Source organism: Symmachiella dynata, assembly GCF_007747995.1.
Lineage (GTDB): Bacteria > Planctomycetota > Planctomycetia > Planctomycetales > Planctomycetaceae > Symmachiella > Symmachiella dynata.
In genome coordinates, this window is record NZ_CP036276.1 from 5,436,263 (window position 1) to 5,452,338 (window position 16,076).

At 56.7% G+C, this 16,076-nt stretch carries 11 protein-coding genes and 1 tRNA gene; 7 read left to right on the forward strand and 5 right to left on the reverse strand.

Features of this window, described 5'->3' with window-relative positions; all coding sequences use genetic code 11:
• Positions 1 to 21 precede the first annotated feature (21 nt).
• On the reverse strand, positions 22 to 699 hold the full coding sequence (locus tag Mal52_RS20540) for a hypothetical protein (protein ID WP_145378391.1): 678 nt from the start codon (positions 697 to 699) through the stop codon (positions 22 to 24).
• 367 nt (positions 700 to 1,066) lie between these two features.
• Here Mal52_RS20540 and Mal52_RS29910 point away from each other — a divergent pair, with 367 nt between their 5' ends.
• The 6 genes from Mal52_RS29910 (at position 1,067) to Mal52_RS20570 (ending at position 9,718) form a co-directional block, all read left to right on the forward strand.
• Positions 1,067 to 1,333, forward strand: coding sequence for a FeoA family protein (locus tag Mal52_RS29910; protein ID WP_197533340.1), 267 nt, complete (start codon positions 1,067 to 1,069; stop codon positions 1,331 to 1,333).
• A gap of 7 nt (positions 1,334 to 1,340) precedes the next feature.
• The gene (locus Mal52_RS20550) at positions 1,341 to 1,577 is read left to right on the forward strand and encodes a FeoA family protein (protein WP_145378393.1); all 237 of its coding nucleotides are present in this window, start codon (positions 1,341 to 1,343) and stop codon (positions 1,575 to 1,577) included.
• 84 nt (positions 1,578 to 1,661) lie between these two features.
• Positions 1,662 to 3,929, forward strand: coding sequence for a ferrous iron transport protein B (gene feoB, locus Mal52_RS20555; RefSeq protein ID WP_145378394.1), 2,268 nt, complete (start codon positions 1,662 to 1,664; stop codon positions 3,927 to 3,929).
• Positions 3,930 to 4,033: 104 nt separating this feature from the next.
• Positions 4,034 to 5,662, forward strand: coding sequence for an NADH-ubiquinone oxidoreductase-F iron-sulfur binding region domain-containing protein (locus tag Mal52_RS20560; protein ID WP_145378395.1), 1,629 nt, complete (start codon positions 4,034 to 4,036; stop codon positions 5,660 to 5,662).
• Positions 5,659 to 8,484 (forward strand): formate dehydrogenase subunit alpha, encoded by a 2,826-nt coding sequence (gene fdhF, locus Mal52_RS20565; protein WP_145378396.1) that lies wholly within the window; start codon positions 5,659 to 5,661, stop codon positions 8,482 to 8,484. The genes Mal52_RS20560 and fdhF overlap by 4 nt, the downstream gene beginning before the upstream one ends.
• A 286-nt stretch (positions 8,485 to 8,770) precedes the next feature.
• The gene (locus Mal52_RS20570) at positions 8,771 to 9,718 is read left to right on the forward strand and encodes an ATP-binding response regulator (protein WP_145378397.1); all 948 of its coding nucleotides are present in this window, start codon (positions 8,771 to 8,773) and stop codon (positions 9,716 to 9,718) included.
• A 43-nt stretch (positions 9,719 to 9,761) separates the two neighbouring features.
• Here the strand turns inward: Mal52_RS20570 and Mal52_RS20575 are convergent, their stop codons facing one another.
• The 4 genes from Mal52_RS20575 to Mal52_RS20585 form a co-directional block, all read right to left on the reverse strand.
• Positions 9,762 to 11,105: a glycosyltransferase family 87 protein gene (locus Mal52_RS20575; RefSeq protein ID WP_145378398.1), complete on the reverse strand. Its 1,344-nt coding sequence runs from the start codon at positions 11,103 to 11,105 to the stop codon at positions 9,762 to 9,764.
• Positions 11,106 to 11,425: 320 nt separating this feature from the next.
• Entirely contained in the window at positions 11,426 to 11,788 is a 363-nt protein-coding gene (locus Mal52_RS20580; RefSeq protein ID WP_145378399.1) for a hypothetical protein, read from the reverse strand.
• Positions 11,789 to 11,837: 49 nt separating this feature from the next.
• The gene (locus tag Mal52_RS29915) at positions 11,838 to 12,002 is read right to left on the reverse strand and encodes a DUF6800 family protein (protein WP_197534360.1); all 165 of its coding nucleotides are present in this window, start codon (positions 12,000 to 12,002) and stop codon (positions 11,838 to 11,840) included.
• A 268-nt stretch (positions 12,003 to 12,270) separates the two neighbouring features.
• Positions 12,271 to 12,342: transfer RNA gene (locus Mal52_RS20585), tRNA-Gln, on the reverse strand.
• A 285-nt stretch (positions 12,343 to 12,627) separates the two neighbouring features.
• Here Mal52_RS20585 and mfd point away from each other — a divergent pair.
• Complete coding sequence (mfd, locus tag Mal52_RS20590; protein WP_145378400.1) at positions 12,628 to 15,906, forward strand: transcription-repair coupling factor; 3,279 nt, start codon at positions 12,628 to 12,630, stop codon at positions 15,904 to 15,906.
• Positions 15,907 to 16,076 lie beyond the last annotated feature (170 nt).

Below are 16,076 nucleotides of genomic sequence, written 5' to 3' on the forward strand. Positions count from 1 at the left end.
GACCTCAACAACAATCCGGTCCTACAAGACCGGATTCGCGGCGTTTGCCGGAGGAGCTGTAAACGAGTTTTGCGCGCCTTCGTTGGTGATGGTCAAACTAAACGTTTGCTCTGCCTGTTTGCCGAGCATTTGTCCGAATTGTTCCAACGCCTTTTGGGGATCGATGCCATAAGCCTGTTGGAACTTCTGCGCCATTTCGGACGCATGCAACTCGCTCGACTTCGTGGCCAGCTTGCGGAACACATCGCTCAGTTCCGGATTGTTCTTCAAGGCCGATTCAATAAACAGTTTGTCCGGATGGTCGTTGCTGACACGAATCTCGCCATTCGCATCCGCTTGTAGGCTCACACCGGAGCGCAGATCAAGCCCCTGTGCCGACATCAACTGCTTAAAGCCCGCTTCGAATTGGGACTGCAACTGTTCCGTCTCAGAACGCAGGCCTGCCAAGTTTTGCAGTGCAGCCAACCCGCTTTGCGCACCGGCACCTCCCATTTGCAGAAGTTGATTTAACGCTTGCATCGGGTTGGTCTTATCCGTCGGGTCGGCCTCTTTCTTGTTCGTCGTCGACTGAGCGAGGAATTTCTCCAAAGTCGCTCCAAAGGCGGTCGGGTTCCCCGTAGCGGCCTGCCCGAGCGAATTCGCACCGAACGGTGAAATTCCAGGAAGCGATGGGCTTTGTAAGTTGACTGCAGCCGCCATCTTGTTCCTATCTCCAAACGTCACAATTCACGGACCCTCAGCGAAACGCCGAGTGCACCCTATTTTCTTCGACAGAGCCGGCGGAGTGCCTTGACCGTGTTCGAACGGGTTGTAGCTATTTTTCCAATTTGCTCGACCCGGCAAGCCTGGGCTGCCGCCAAACCTGTTCGCATGTATACGCACAAATACGATGTCTCCCTCCTACGACCAAACACACCCTGCGAGTCGAATTTGTGCCGCCGCGAACAGGTGGACAATCCCGCCGCCGCAATTGACATCGAGTCTCAATCCTTCTAGGCTTATGATTGATACCGATGCTGTCCGTCTTTCCCTTTGGCGTCTCTCTCTATTCCCAGGCAAATCGCGGATGATTCCACTTCAGTTACTAAACGCCGGGGAAACCGCAGATATCGCCATGATCGGCGGGGAGACCTCGCTGGTCACTCGGCTGAACGAAATGGGATTTCGTGAAGGCGAGGTGGTCCACATGGTCCGTTCCGGAGAGCCGTGCATCGTGGCTGTCGGCAATCACCGATTGACCTTTCGTGGCAATGAGACGGCGCACATTTTCGTCAACCTACTCAGCCATCCCCCCCACCCGTCGGCGACCGTGACCGGGGCAAGAGAAGATTGAGTCACGCATGACCACACTCGATGGACTGAAACTGGGCGAGCGGGCGCGGATTGTTGAGGTTTCCGGCGATGACGGTATCGCGATTCGTCTCATGGAAATGGGGCTGATCGATGGTGAAGAAATCGAGCTTTTGGGCTTTGCGCCGCTCGGCGATCCCATCGAGTTTGAGTTGCGGGGTTACCGATTGTCACTCCGAAAAAACGAAGCCCGGCGGGTCACAATCGAACCGTTGCCTCAAGCCTAAGCCTTCAGTCGACTCCGCTGCCCCTCCCTCCCCTGGTCTTGCTGGGGGTATCAATCGTGAAATCATCGAAGAATTTGATAGATCATGGACGCTCCTGTTCCTGCCTCCTCCCCCCCACCCACTCCCGCCAAAGAGACGCGTTCGTTCAACGTCGCCCTGATTGGCAATCCCAATACCGGCAAAAGCACGCTGTTCAATTTGCTGTGCGGTTTGCAATCCCGCGTCGGCAATTTTCCCGGTGTAACGGTTGAGAAAAAAATCGGCCACGTCAAATGGCAGGGCCAACAATTCAATGTCATCGATTTGCCCGGAACCTACAGCCTCTCCCCGCGCACGTTGGACGAAATGGTTTCCGTCGACGTCCTGCTGGGTCGGCAAAAGGACGTGGGACATCCCGACGCCGTTGTCTGCATCGTCGATTCGTCGAATCTGGAACGGAACCTGTATCTGGTCAGCCAAGTTTTAGACATGCAGTTGCCGGTCGTTGTCGTACTAAACATGTGCGACGTCGCCCTGGCGCGGGGGACAACGATTGATGCGACGGAACTGTCGCAGCGCCTGGGAGTGCCGGTGGTCAAGGCTGAGGCGCATCGCGCGGTCGGGATCGACGATATTCGAAACGCCATCGCCGCCGCCGCGAAGTCTTCGCCCTCAGAAGCGAGGAAAAAGGTTTTCCCTGCAGAGTTCTACAGCGAGTGCGATCAGTTGGCGGCGCACCTCAATGCAGGTGGCGCAGCGGACGTTCCGGAGTTTTTGATTCAACGGATGATTCTCGATCCGGGTGGTTGCGTCGAAGCGGAATATACGAAGAAGTGCGGCAACAATCTCCCCCAAGCCCTGGCCGAATGCCGCGAACGGCTGAAATCCGCCGGGCAAGCCGTACCAGCCATCGAGGCGCGGCAGCGGTATGCCTGGATTCGCGAAGTACTCGACGGAATTCACACGCGGCCCACCACGCGGTCAGTGACGTTTAGCGACAAACTGGACCGCGTGCTGACGCACAAACTTATCGGCGTGGGGATTTTTATCGCCTTGATGTTTGTCGTCTTCCAAGCAATTTATGCCTGGGCCGGTCCGTTTATGGAGGTCATCGAAACAGCGCAAGGTTGGCTTGCCGATCTCGTCGCGATGACATTGGCCCCGGGACCGTTGCGCAGTTTGATCAATGACGGCGTGATTGCCGGCGTGGGGGGCGTGATCGTGTTCCTGCCCCAAATTGTGTTTTTGTTTCTGTTCATCGCCATCCTGGAAGACTGCGGCTATATGGCGCGCGCTGCCTTTTTGATGGATCGTTTGATGACCAAAGTCGGTCTGAGCGGCAAGTCGTTTGTTCCGTTGATGTCGTCGTTCGCCTGCGCGATTCCGGGTGTGATGGCGACGCGGGTGATTGAGAATCGCCGCGACCGCATGGTGACGATTCTGGTGGCCCCCTTGATGAGTTGTTCGGCGCGTTTGCCGGTCTACATCTTACTGATCGCCGCCTTTATCCCCGCCGTCACGTTGTTCCAGGTCGGGCCGGAACTGAGCATTGGTGATTTCGTTTTGTGGTCAGGCCAAGTGACGCTGCCCGGAGTGGTTTTGTTAGCGATGTCGTCACTGGGGGCGGTGATTGCCGTGCCGGTCGCGTGGATATTGAAAAAGACGATGTTTCGTGGTGAAACTCCGCCGTTCATTATGGAGTTGCCGAGTTACAAATGGCCGTCGCCGCGCATCGTGTTTCATCGTGTCTACGATCGGGCCAAAGCCTTTGTGATGCGAGCCGGGACGTTAATCTTTGCGACGACCATCATTGTCTGGGCAGCAGGATACTTTCCGGGCGACCATACAGCCCAACACAAACTCGAAACGCAAATTGAGGCGCTCGACGATACTCCGGAAAACGAGGCCCAACTCGAACAACTCGTCAGCCAACACAACGCCGTCTCCGCCCAACTCATTGAAACCAGTTTTCTAGGTCGCGTGGGACACGCGATCGAACCGGCGGTCAAGCCGCTTGGCTGGGATTGGCGGATCGGCGTGGGAGCGGTCGCATCGTTTCCCGCACGAGAAGTGATCATCTCGACATTGGGAACGATCTACAGCATGGGGGGCGATGTCGACGAGGAGAGCGAAGGCCTGAAAGAATCACTGCAACAAGCCCGTTGGCCCGACGGGCGAAACGTCTATAATGTCCCGGTTGCGCTGTCTATCATGGTTTTCTTTGCCTTGTGTGCTCAGTGCGGAGCGACGTTGATGGTGATTCGCCGTGAAACCAATAGCTGGTTTTGGCCGGTCTTTACCTTTGTCTACATGACAGCATTGGCCTATGTCGCCGCGTTACTGGTGTATCAGGTCGGGATGCGTTACTTTTAACGGAGGTGATTGTCCGTTAATCTATGCACCGCGCCGTATTTCCCGCCGTGGGACAGGAATGACACGGACGAATTTTGCTGTCGTGGGATACGGAGGCAAAGCAATTGAAACTTCTGCGTGAGCTAAGTCGGTTGCAGGCGGAGCGGGGCTATCTCGACGAAGATTGCCTGCGGGATCTCGCGCGCCGCGAAAATATACCGCTGTATCGACTGCAAGGATTGGTCTCGTTTTATCCACACTTTCGCCGGACACCCCCTCCCCGCGCCGCTGTGCATGTCTGTCGCGACCTCTCCTGTCGGATGGCCGGAGGCGTTGAACGGTTCGCTCAACTCAAATCGGCCTGCGACGCACAGGACGACCTCGAGATTCACGAAGTCTCTTGCCTGGGCCGCTGCGAACGCGCGCCGGCGGCTTCGCTGAATGACGCCCCCATCAGCAATTCCGATCTCGACGCGTTTTTAGAAGACTTTGCCGGTAGTCCCTTGCCCGACCGCTCGCCAGTCACAACCGCAGCGCGTGACTGGAAATGCGATCCCTATCCAGATGCAACTCATCGCTATGGCACCGTGCAACGTTTCTTGAGCGACGCGGAAGATATTCCGCGGATCTGCATTGAACGCTTGAAACAATCGAAACTCAAAGGCATGGGGGGCGCGGGCTTTCCGACCGGACTCAAGTGGGAACTCGTCTCGCAAGAAACCGAACCGGTCAAATACGTCATCTGCAATGCCGATGAAAGCGAACCGGGCACGTTCAAGGATCGCGTGATCTTAGAACAACTGCCGCACCTGATCATCGAAGGCATGTTGCTGGCAGCGCTGACGATCGGTGCGGAGCAAGGCATTGTCTATATCCGGCACGAATACGGCCCGGAGCGCGAGAAGCTGCAAACGGCCATTAACGATGCCTACAACTGCGGAATACTTGGTGCCAACGCCGCGGGTAGCGGTCGGAAGTTTGACATCGAGATATTTGTATCGCCGGGCGGCTATATTCTGGGTGAAGAAACCGCGCTGCTGGAAGCCCTGGAGGACAAACGGGGCGAACCACGGATCCGCCCCCCCTACCCCGGCACGCACGGACTGTGGGGTAAGCCAACGTTGATCAATAATGTCGAAACCTTCGCACTCGCCACGTCAATCATCGCCCAAGGCAACGACTGGTGGCAGGCACAAGGCGCGGGCGACTATGCGGGACTGAAGTTCTTCTCCATCTCCGGCGACGTTGCTGAACCGGGCGTTTACGAAGTTCCCCACGGCATCCCCATCGCCGAACTGATTGCCCGCGCCGGGGGCATAAAAGACGACCGCCCTCTCAAAGCAGTCCTACCGGGTGGGGCGAGTTCTAATTTTCTTCCCGCCGAGCACATCGATACACCACTCGACTTCGACGCCCTACGCAACGTTGGCAGTATGTTGGGATCGGGCGCCGTCGTTGTAATCGCTGAAGGCCGCAATTTGTTTGACCTGGGGCTAAGCATCACACGTTTCTTTCGCAACGAATCGTGCGGCAAATGCGTCCCTTGTCGCATCGGTAGTGAAAAGGCGGTGCGGATGTTGGAACAGGTGCAGTCCGGAGCACTGGATGCGGCCAGCTTGGATATCATGCCGGAGTTGTCAGAGACGTTGTTGCAAACCTCGATTTGCGGATTGGGACAAGTCGCCTTGGGACCGATGAACTCCGTCTTGGAGCGATTTCCGCAAGACGTTCCGGCAGGGAAGGAGACGCCATGAGTCATACAACCACCGCAGATCAAATTGAACTCACGATCGACGGGCAATCCGTATCGGTTCCGCACGGCACATCCATCTATGAAGCCGCAACCGGTCTCGGCATCGAGATTCCCGCGCTGTGTCATTCGCCCCGCATGGATCCGGTTGGTGTCTGCCGCATGTGTGTCGTCGACGTCGGCGCCCGCACCTTGACCCCCTCCTGCGCTCGCCCTTGCGAAGCCGGCATGCAGGTTGAAACGTCGAGCCCCAAGGTCGAAAAACATCGCCGCATGCTCACGCAATTGCTTGTCGAAGAGATTGCTGAAGCCGATCCGACAACGTTTTCCAAAAAACATTGCGACGTAACAGCATTGGCAAACAAATACAAAATCGCTGCCGATCCGCCGCAAAACGCCCATTTCCATGACAACCGTTTTCAGGACCATTCCTCGCCGGTGATTGCCGTCGACCACCACGCGTGCATACTGTGCGACCGCTGCATTCGCGCCTGCGATGACATCCAGTCGAACGAGGTCATCGGCCGCACCGGCAAGGGACACTCGGCGCGAATTGCCTTTGATCTCGACGTTCCTATGGGAGAGAGTACCTGTGTTTCCTGCGGGGAATGCGCGGCCGTCTGCCCCACAAACGCCCTGACCCACAAGCCGGTCACCTTACCGATTGTCGATGCTGTTGATGTGCGGGATGTCGACTCAGTCTGTCCCTATTGCGGCGTCGGTTGTGCGGTCACAGTTCATGCGACGGACGATACAATCCTGGCCGTGAGCGGACGCGAAAGCCCCGTCAACCACGAACGATTGTGCGTGAAGGGCCGTTACGGCTGGGACTATGCGCTGCATCCTCAACGTTTGACAAAACCGTTGATCCGCCGTGAAGAGTATTATCCCAAAGGCCCGCTATCGCCGGAAGTACAAGACTCCGATTCCCGCACCAAGTCGAAATCCAAGCCGGGCGGCATCGTCGATTATGACACCGTGCTGCCAGCATTTCGTGAAGCAACGTGGGACGAAGCCTTGGATCTCGTTGCCAGCCGATTTAAAGCCATCCGCGATGAACGTGGGGGAGACGCCCTAGCTGGATTTGGTTCTGCTAAGTGTTCCAACGAAGAAGCGTATCTGTTTCAAAAACTGATTCGCGCCGTGTTCCGCACGAACAACGTCGACCATTGCACCCGGTTGTGCCATGCCTCATCGGTGGCCGCACTGATGGAGACGATTGGTTCGGGAGCCGTCACGAACGTCTTCGCCGACGTAGCCCGCGCCGATGTTGCTCTGCTGACCGGTTCACATGCGGGCGCCAATCATCCCGTGGCGGCGACTTTCATGAAAGAAGCGGTCAAAAATGGGACCAAGCTGATTGTGGTCGACGTCCGTCGCCATGACCTGGTCGACTTCGCCACGCATTTCGCACAGATTCACTCCGGTTCGGACGTCGCCTTCTACAACGCGGTGATGCACGTGTTGATCACCGAAGACTTGGTCGACCACGATTTCATCAAGGCCCGCACCGAAGGTTTTCCCGAGCTACGAGAATTGGTCCTCCGTGACTTTTCCCCGGAACAAACCGAACCGATGTGTGGTGTTGCAGCTGAAGAGATCCGCGAGATCGCCCGCACCATTGGACGTGCGGGAAGCATGCTGGTCTTTTGGGGCATGGGAATTGCGCAACATACCACTGGCACCGACAATGCCCGCTGCTTGATTTCGTTGTGTCTGATGACCGGCAACATGGGCCGACCGGGGACCGGGCTACATCCGCTCCGGGGGCAAAACAATGTCCAAGGCGCCAGTGATGCTGGCTTGATTCCCATGGTGTATCCCGACTACCAGCCGGTGACGAACAAGGACATCCGCCAGAAATTTGAACAAGCGTGGGGCGTGGAACTCAGTCCCGATCCCGGTTTGACGGTCGTGGAGATTACGCACGCGGCGCTGCAAGGTGACATTGCCGGGATGTATGTCCTGGGCGAAAATCCCTTCGTCTCTGACCCCAACACCAACAAGGTCCGCGGCGCGCTGGCGAACCTCGACTTTTTGGTGGTGCAGGATATCTTTCTGACCGAAACCGCTGAGTTCGCCGATGTGATTCTGCCGGCCTCAAGTTATTTCGAAAAGACCGGCACGTTCACCAACACCGACCGCCGCGTTCAAGTCGGCCGACAGGTCTTGGATCCGCCTGGGGAAGCCCGCGCCGATTGGCAGATCACCGCCGAAATCGCCAGCCGCATGGGTTATCCGATGGACTACGCCTCGCCGGCCGAAATCTTTGAGGAGTTCGCCGGGCTGACGAAAAACTATCAGAGGCTAACACACGAACGTTTAGGAGCAACCGGCAAACTTTGGCCCTGCACGCATCCCGAAACCGAAGACGGCGCGCAGATTCTGTTTGGCGATAAATTCCCCACGCCCAATGGACGGGGCAAATTTGTCCCTTGCCCGTTTTTGCCGGCCGATGAGTTACCCAATGACGAATACCCATTTGTACTCACCACTGGACGCGTGCTGGAGCACTGGCATACCGGCACGATGACGCGTCGCAGTCGGGCACTCAATGCACTCCAGCCCGACGCCTTTGTCGTCGTGCATCCCCAGGATTTATCACAACTGGGAATCAGCGGTGAGGAACTGGTCCGCGTCTCCTCACGGCGGGGGACGATTGTCCTAGCCGCCCGTAGCGACAATACGGTCTCTCCCGGGACGATCTTCATCCCCTTCCATTTCCGCGAAGCGGCTGCGAATGTACTTACGACTGACGCGTTGGATCCCTACGGCAAGATCCCGGAATTCAAGTTCTGCGCGGTAAAAATCGACGCGGCTGTCTGACAATCGGCCGCCGAATTGACACGAGCGGTTTTGCCGCCAAGATTTCCGCCGCATCGGCGAAACCTCCTTATTTGGATCGCAATGCATTGTTGAATGCAACGGTCAGATTGTCCGCTTATCCGCTAGAGTCGAAACTCCAGCAGTTGACCGCCGGATGCCGACAGAAGCCACACTGGAGACAATAGCAAAAATCCCCAATTGGCAGTCTGCACGTTCGACGGTATGCTATAGGTTGAACCCGAAATCAGCAGCACGGTTGCAAATCTAGGAGCAGGAGGCGAGCCGCATGTCCACAGCTGTCTCAACAAAAGTCCTCGTTGTCGACGATTCCGAAATGGATCGACGGTTGGCGGGGGGACTGTTGGGCAAAGTCGAAGGCTGGGATATTCTGTATGCCAAAGATGGCGGCGAAGCCCTCAGTAGTATCGCTGCGGATCTGCCGGACATTGTTGTGACCGACTTGGTGATGCCGGGAATGACCGGGTTGGAACTGATCGAATCGATCAAAGACGACCACCCGTTGATTCCGGTCGTGCTGATGACTGGCAAAGGCAGCGAACAAATTGCCGCCCAAGTTCTCAAACAAGGGGCTTCGAGTTACGTTCCCAAAAGCCGTCTGGCCGAAGACCTCCGCGAAACCGTACACCATTTGTTAACCGCTGCCCGCGAAGACCGTGTGCATTCCCGGTTGATGCATTATCTGGCCCAAAGCGATTCCGTGTTTGTATTACGGAATGACCTGGCGCAAATCCGCTTGCTGGCCGGTTACTTCCAACAATTGCTGCGTTGTTTGCCGTTGGGCGATCAGTCCGAACGACTGCGCGTCGGTGTGGCGATCGAAGAGGCACTGAACAATGCGTACTTCCACGGCAATCTTGAAGTCGGTGGCACGATCACGGAAGTCGATCGGCGAAAATATGCCGAACTCGCGCAGACCCGCAGTTTTACCCACCCGTATCGTGATCGCAAAATCTACGTCCGTGCGGAGATCTCGCGCGAAAAAGCCACGTTCGTCATCCGCGACGAAGGCCCTGGTTTCGACTTCGCGCAACTGCTTGATGCAGGCGACATCGTCGAACAGGAACAATTCCGCGGCCGCGGCATCGTGTTGATGCGGACGATCATGGATGAAGTCACGTATAACGAATGCGGCAACGAAGTCACGATCGTCAAACACAAAGTCGCCGAGGATTTTGACAACGACGACGGTGGCGACGACGACGTCGACGATTGATCAGTACGCCGGACGTGTCTTGCAGGCCGCTGCAGACCATTGCTTAGGCCGCGCGGCGCTTGTTTTTGTCACCAGACCGTGTCGACAACGGGATCGGACCGTCATCGAGGTTCCGTCGATAATTCACGAACCGCATCGTCATCGCATGCAGCGCCGGCACGGCGAACCAGCTGAACAGCAATAACCCCGCCCACAAATTCACGCCGATCGCCCGGCTGAATTTGCTACCGATCAAACACTCCGCCGCGAACCATGCACCGATGACAAACATCGCCATCCGCGGACGATGCGGCCGTTGCCGCACAACGCACGCCAACGGAAAAAATGCCCACACCAAATAGTGTGTCCAGACCATGGGGCTTGTCAGAAAAAACCAACTGCAAACCATTCCCAACTCCCGGGCATCGCGGGAAATACCGCCCCCGGTCTCCGCCACAGGCAGCAAACGCGGCAATTGCCGTCGTCGGTTGAGGCGCAAGCCACACAGTGCGGCAATTCCCAGACCGGCGAAAAACAGCGTCGCTCCAGTCCGTGCCCGTCGCCACGTTGCCGCATCACACTTCAGTAGGTTCACTTGAAATCGATCGCCATACCACTTGGCCGGCACATCCATCATCACCCGTGCCAAGACAGCATGCACAGCTTGGTTGTTGTACCGCGCGGTGCAGCGCATCGACCGCGGAAACGCCGGATCCTCGAGTCGATCCTGATCCGCACGCGTGACGAACCGGCCCCAACTGTGGTACCAACCCACGTTGGTTTCGTAGCCAAAAAACAACGTCCCCAGCCCGCCCGCCACGAAAACAATCGTCGCGAGAAAACCGGCGCACACCTTCCACCGCAACCGCAATGCAAACGGCACCAAAAACAGCACCGGATACACCTTGATCGCCGTCGCCAACCCGATCAAGCAACCGCCACGAAACTCGCGTCCTTGCCGCGCAAAGGTATATGCTCCCAGCACCAAACACATCAAAATCAGGGTGTTTTGCCCCAGCGTTAACGTCCCCAGAAAAAACGGAGCAACGCCGACCACCGGGATCCACAGCTGCGCGTAATCCGGCGGCGGGAGATTCAACAACCCGATCGTCAGCCGCACAATGCCCCACGCGCAGCCAATATTGATCAAATAAATCACCAGCGCCGCCCCCCACAACGGCAGCGCGCCCAGCGGAGCGAACAGCACATAGAACGAAGGAGCGTAGGGGTCTTCGGGGTCGGGGCGATTCTCCACCGACGGCTGCTGCCAGTTTGCCACCCAAACGGCATGAAACCCCCGCAAGTCGCTGCTGGAACGCTCAGTCCGCACCGTGATCACAATGCCGCCGACAGCAATCGCAGCGATAAGAATTAGGCGTTGGCGAATTTGAGCAGACGAGGCATCCATGCCGGTTTCTCTATAAGTTGTTTCAAAACCCTCTGACGCGTCCCACTGAGATCAATCATTAAGTTTCGGGAACAAGCACAACCGGGTTTTGAAACCGGTTCCAATGCGAATGCGGCATCATGGGAGGGCGAAGCTCCTGCTGAGCCGCAACGGTACATAGAACAGGATTTGCAGAAGAGTCGAAAAAATACGATCCAGTCGCGCGGCGAGACAGGTGCCGCACTCCCAACCACCCCAAGGATTTCAGGGCCGGGAGTGTAATCGCTCACTGGAATCCCCGAAAGAGGAACTGCGCAGCTGACGGGCGATTGAAATTCGCGCTAATCGGCGTCCGGCAGGGAGAATTGAATCCGCTTTGCCGGTTCTTGTCCGGCAGCGAATCGGACTTCGGTACCCGGCGGAACGTGGGAGATGCCGATTTTGGGGCCAACCAGCAGACCGTATCGTGGGGTCTCAGGAGGCGGATCGGGCAATTCGACCGACGGGGGATATTCGGCTCCGAGCACTCGGACAAGGCGATCCGAACCATCTGGGCGGGTCAATTCAAGCAATTGGCCCTTAGCAAAGAGACCATGCTGGTCGGCGGTAAACCCAATCAGGGCAAGTCCGCGGCCTTTGATTTTCAGTGCGTGTTCAACGACAAACAGCGGTTGAGACGCCTCAACCGCTGGAAGAGTATTCATCGTTGCAGGCTCGTTACCAATCGAGGGAGTTTGGGGCGGCGAATCGCGCCTACTCATCAAATGTAAACAACGGGCTGATTTTCCGTGCTTTGGCCAGCAATTCGGCCTTTTCACCTTCGCTAGCAGCGTTGGCATAGACTTTGCGAAGCTTCTGCAACTTTTCACGACGTTTGCGGCGGCGTTTCATTTCCCGATCACGTTCGACACAACCCATTTTGACGTAACTTTCCTGAGTGTAACAGTTTAATGCATGTAACTGACTGCGGCTCCACACCGGCGCGACGTGGAGATACCGTGGTTTCAGTGGGTCATTCCCCGCCGACGCTGATATTACAGCGTTTCACAGTCCATTTGGCAAGGGACACGCGCATCGCAAGTTGGCTAGTGGTCAAGCCTAGCGAGGATTACGCAGAAACCGGCGTCGGACGAAGTTCTTCCGACCCCAAGCCTCCTCAAGAGCGCTTTGTTCAACAAAAATCAAGTTGGGGACCTGGGACTTGAACCCAGAATAAGTGAGTCAGAGTCACTCGTGTTACCAATTACACTAATCTCCAAGACTTCTCATAGGACACGTCGCTGAACAATCCGTTCGCGAAATGGCCGCTAGCACGCGCCATTATGAAGGCCGTCAGCGGTTTGTCAACGACCTGGAAGGCGTGAGGCATGAGGGGACAGGCTTGAGGAATTTGCCGACACACGTCCAGATACTACCCATGCCCTAAACTCTGCGGCTCGCCTGACTGCCTACTGCCTACTGCCGACTGCCTACTGCCTACTGCCTACTAAAAAGTCATTGGCCAAATTCCACTCGCCCGCTACAATTTGCCCCAGCTAAAAGTATGCCTAAGAAAACGCGTGCTCCAGTGCGGCATTTGGGTGACTTGGTGCCGCTGTTGTTGTGGTCTGACGGGTTCGGCGAGGTGCTTGCGGCGCTCCAACAGGGCGATAGCGGGACGATCGGCGGAGCCTGGGGCTCAGCGTGCGCGCTGACCACAGCCGCATTGGCTGACAAGGCGCCCGGCACGCTGCTGGTCGTGTTGCCTCGGATTAGTGAAGTCGATGATTTCGCCGACGATGTCGCCGGGCTGTGTGGATTCGATCCCGTTCTGTTTCCCGCCTGGGATTCACTCCCCAAGGATCACCGCATTACCGATGTGACGTTTGGGGCCCGCCTCCGCGTTCTGCGGGCCCTGACTTCCACAAACCCGCCAAAGATTATTGTCACCAGCATTCCGGCCCTCTTGCAGCCGGTCCCCAGTCGCGACGAATTAATACGTGGCACGCGGACCTTTTCGGCCGGTGACGAAATCGACCCCGAAGAACTGGTGCGGGACTTGGTCGATCTCGGACTCGAGCATGTCACCGGTATCGAAATGCCGGGTGAATTCAGCATGCATGGGGGGATTGTCGACATCTTCTCGCCCGATGCCGAAAACCCGCTGCGGCTGGAATTCTTTGGCGATGAGTTGGAATCGATCCGTACATTCGATGTCGAGACGCAGCGCAAATTAGAGGACCTCAACGAAGCCGCCATTACGCTCGTCACTCCCCCGGGGCGCGACGACGAGTCGAACGGTGATCGCTTGGCAGGCGAACATTTTCTCGACTTCATTCCGCCACAACCTTGGATCGCGCTCATCGAACCGGAAGAACTAGTCGGCGAAGGAAAGCACTACCTGGAGCGGCTGGATGACCCGCGCGGTTTCTACCAAGTGGATGCCACGTTAGCACGATGCATGCAGCATCCCACGGTGACGATCTCCGCCCTGGCGGGAGACAGCTTCGAGGCGACTTGCCATTTGCGGATTGAATCGGTGGAACGCTTCAATGGTCGCGCGGGTGAAGCAATAGCGGAATTGGGCACATTGCTGGCCAGCGACGAACGCGCGGTGATTGCTTGCCACAACGAAGGGGAACGCGAACGGCTGAGCGAGTTGATTGCTGAAAGCAAAATCCCGGGAGCCTCACGTATTTCCCTGTGTGTGGGGCGGTTGACGGCTGGATTTCGCATGGTTTCCGAGCGGGTGATTGTTGTCAGCGATCACGAATTGTTCCACCGCAAGGAAGTCCGCCGGGCAGTGAATAAAAAGGCGGCTGTCGAATCGCGGGCAATCGATAGTTTTCTGGAATTGAGCGAAGGGGATTTGGTCGTCCACCTCTCCAAAGGGATCGCCCGGTTTCGCGGGATCAAGTTGCTAGAGAAAGGCGACCAAAAAGAAGAGCATCTGGAATTAGAATTCCACGGCAAGACACGGGTCTACGTGCCGGTTTCACTGATTCACTTGGTGCAAAAATATGTCGGCGGTGCCAAGTCGGCGCCGGTGCTGTCCCGGTTGGGATCCAAGAGTTGGGAACGCAAAAAACAGGCGGTTGAAGAAGCGGTTCGCGATCTGGCAGCGGAGATGATTCAACTGCAAGCGGCACGGAAGACAAAATCGGGACACACATTTCCAGTCGACAGCCAATGGCAGCGTGAATTTGAAGCTTCATTTCCCTATACAGAAACGCCCGATCAGTTGACGACCATGGAGTCGATTCGCGGTGACATGCAGGGCGCACAGCCGATGGACCGGCTCATTTGTGGCGATGTTGGTTACGGTAAAACGGAAATGGCAATCCGCGCCGCCTTTAAGGCGGTCGACTCCGGAAAACAAGTCGCGGTGCTTGTTCCCACCACGGTGCTGGCCGAACAGCACTACCGTACTTTCAGCGAACGCATGGCGGAGTATCCGTTCAACGTCGATGTGCTCTCCCGTTTCAAAACCAAACGCGAACAACGCGAGACGTTGGCGAAGCTCAAATCGGGCGCGGTCGATTTGGTGATCGGTACGCACCGGCTGGTGCAAAAGGATATCGAGTTCAACGATCTGGGCCTGCTGATCATCGATGAAGAACAACGCTTCGGCGTCGCTGCCAAGGAGATGCTCAAGCGGCTGCGACTGGAAGTCGATGTGCTCACGATGAGTGCGACCCCTATTCCCCGCACGCTCCACATGTCGTTGGTCGGCATTCGGGATATCTCAAACCTGGAGACCCCGCCCCGTGACCGTCAAGCCGTGGAAACCCGCATTTGCCGCTTTGACGGCGAATTGATCCGGCAGGCGATCATTCGCGAAATGAATCGCGGCGGGCAGATTTATTTTGTGCATAACCGTGTGTACAACATTCAAAGTATCGCCGATCAAATTCAATCGCTGGTCCCCGAAGCGCGCATCGGCATCGTGCATGGGCAGATGAAGGAAGGTGAACTCGAACCGGCAATGCTCTCGTTCGTCCGTCGCGAAACCGATGTGCTGGTGGCGACGACGATCATCGAAAGCGGATTGGATATCCCCAACGCGAATACGATCTTCATCCATCAAGCGGACAATTACGGTCTCGCCGATTTGCATCAACTGCGTGGACGCGTTGGCCGTTATAAGAATCGCGCCTATTGTTATTTGGTTCTCGAAGAAGGCCGCTCGCTCTCCAGCACAGCAGCGAAACGCCTCAAGGCGATTGAAGAATTCAGCGAACTGGGAGCGGGCTTCAAAATCGCCATGCGCGACCTGGAGATTCGCGGCTCGGGAAACATCTTGGGCAACGAACAGAGCGGGCACATCGCCAGCGTCGGTTACGAGCTGTATTGCCAGCTGCTGGAAAACTGTGTCCGCACGATGACCAACCAACCGTTGCGGCAAATGGCCAACGTGGCGATCGACCTGCCGATCTCGGCGTACTTGCCGGGATCCTACGTACCGCCGGGGCGGGCCAAGATCGAAGTCTACCGCCGTTTATCACGCACACAGGACTTCCAACAGCTTGCCGAATTCGAGGCGGAAGTGATCGACCGTTTTGGCCCGATGCCCGTGGAGGCCAAACGTCTTCTGGAATTGCGCGGCTTGCAATTGATGGCACATTTTTGGCAGATCGACGACATTCATCTCGAAGATCGTTATGCCGTGTTCTGTTACCGCGACCCGAAAAAGATCCAACAATTGAAAGCCTTTACGGGCAATCGCCTCCGTATCGCAGACGGACGGTCGGCCTATCTGCCGCTGGTCAAGACCCTGCCGTTAAATCTCGACACAGTCTTCGAAGACATCGTCGCAGTGCTCCGCCCCGGCGAGTTACCGTAAGCACGCGTGGCAAGTTTCATTTTCACGACGAAAACCCCGCAACAAGGGAGGGCGAAGCTCCTGCTGAGCCGCGCGAAATAAAATTCACCCCCACCCACTAAGCTTGGTATCTGCCACCCCTGAACGAATGAAGGCGACCACTGAGCACCACAGTGCCCCAATCAATTTTT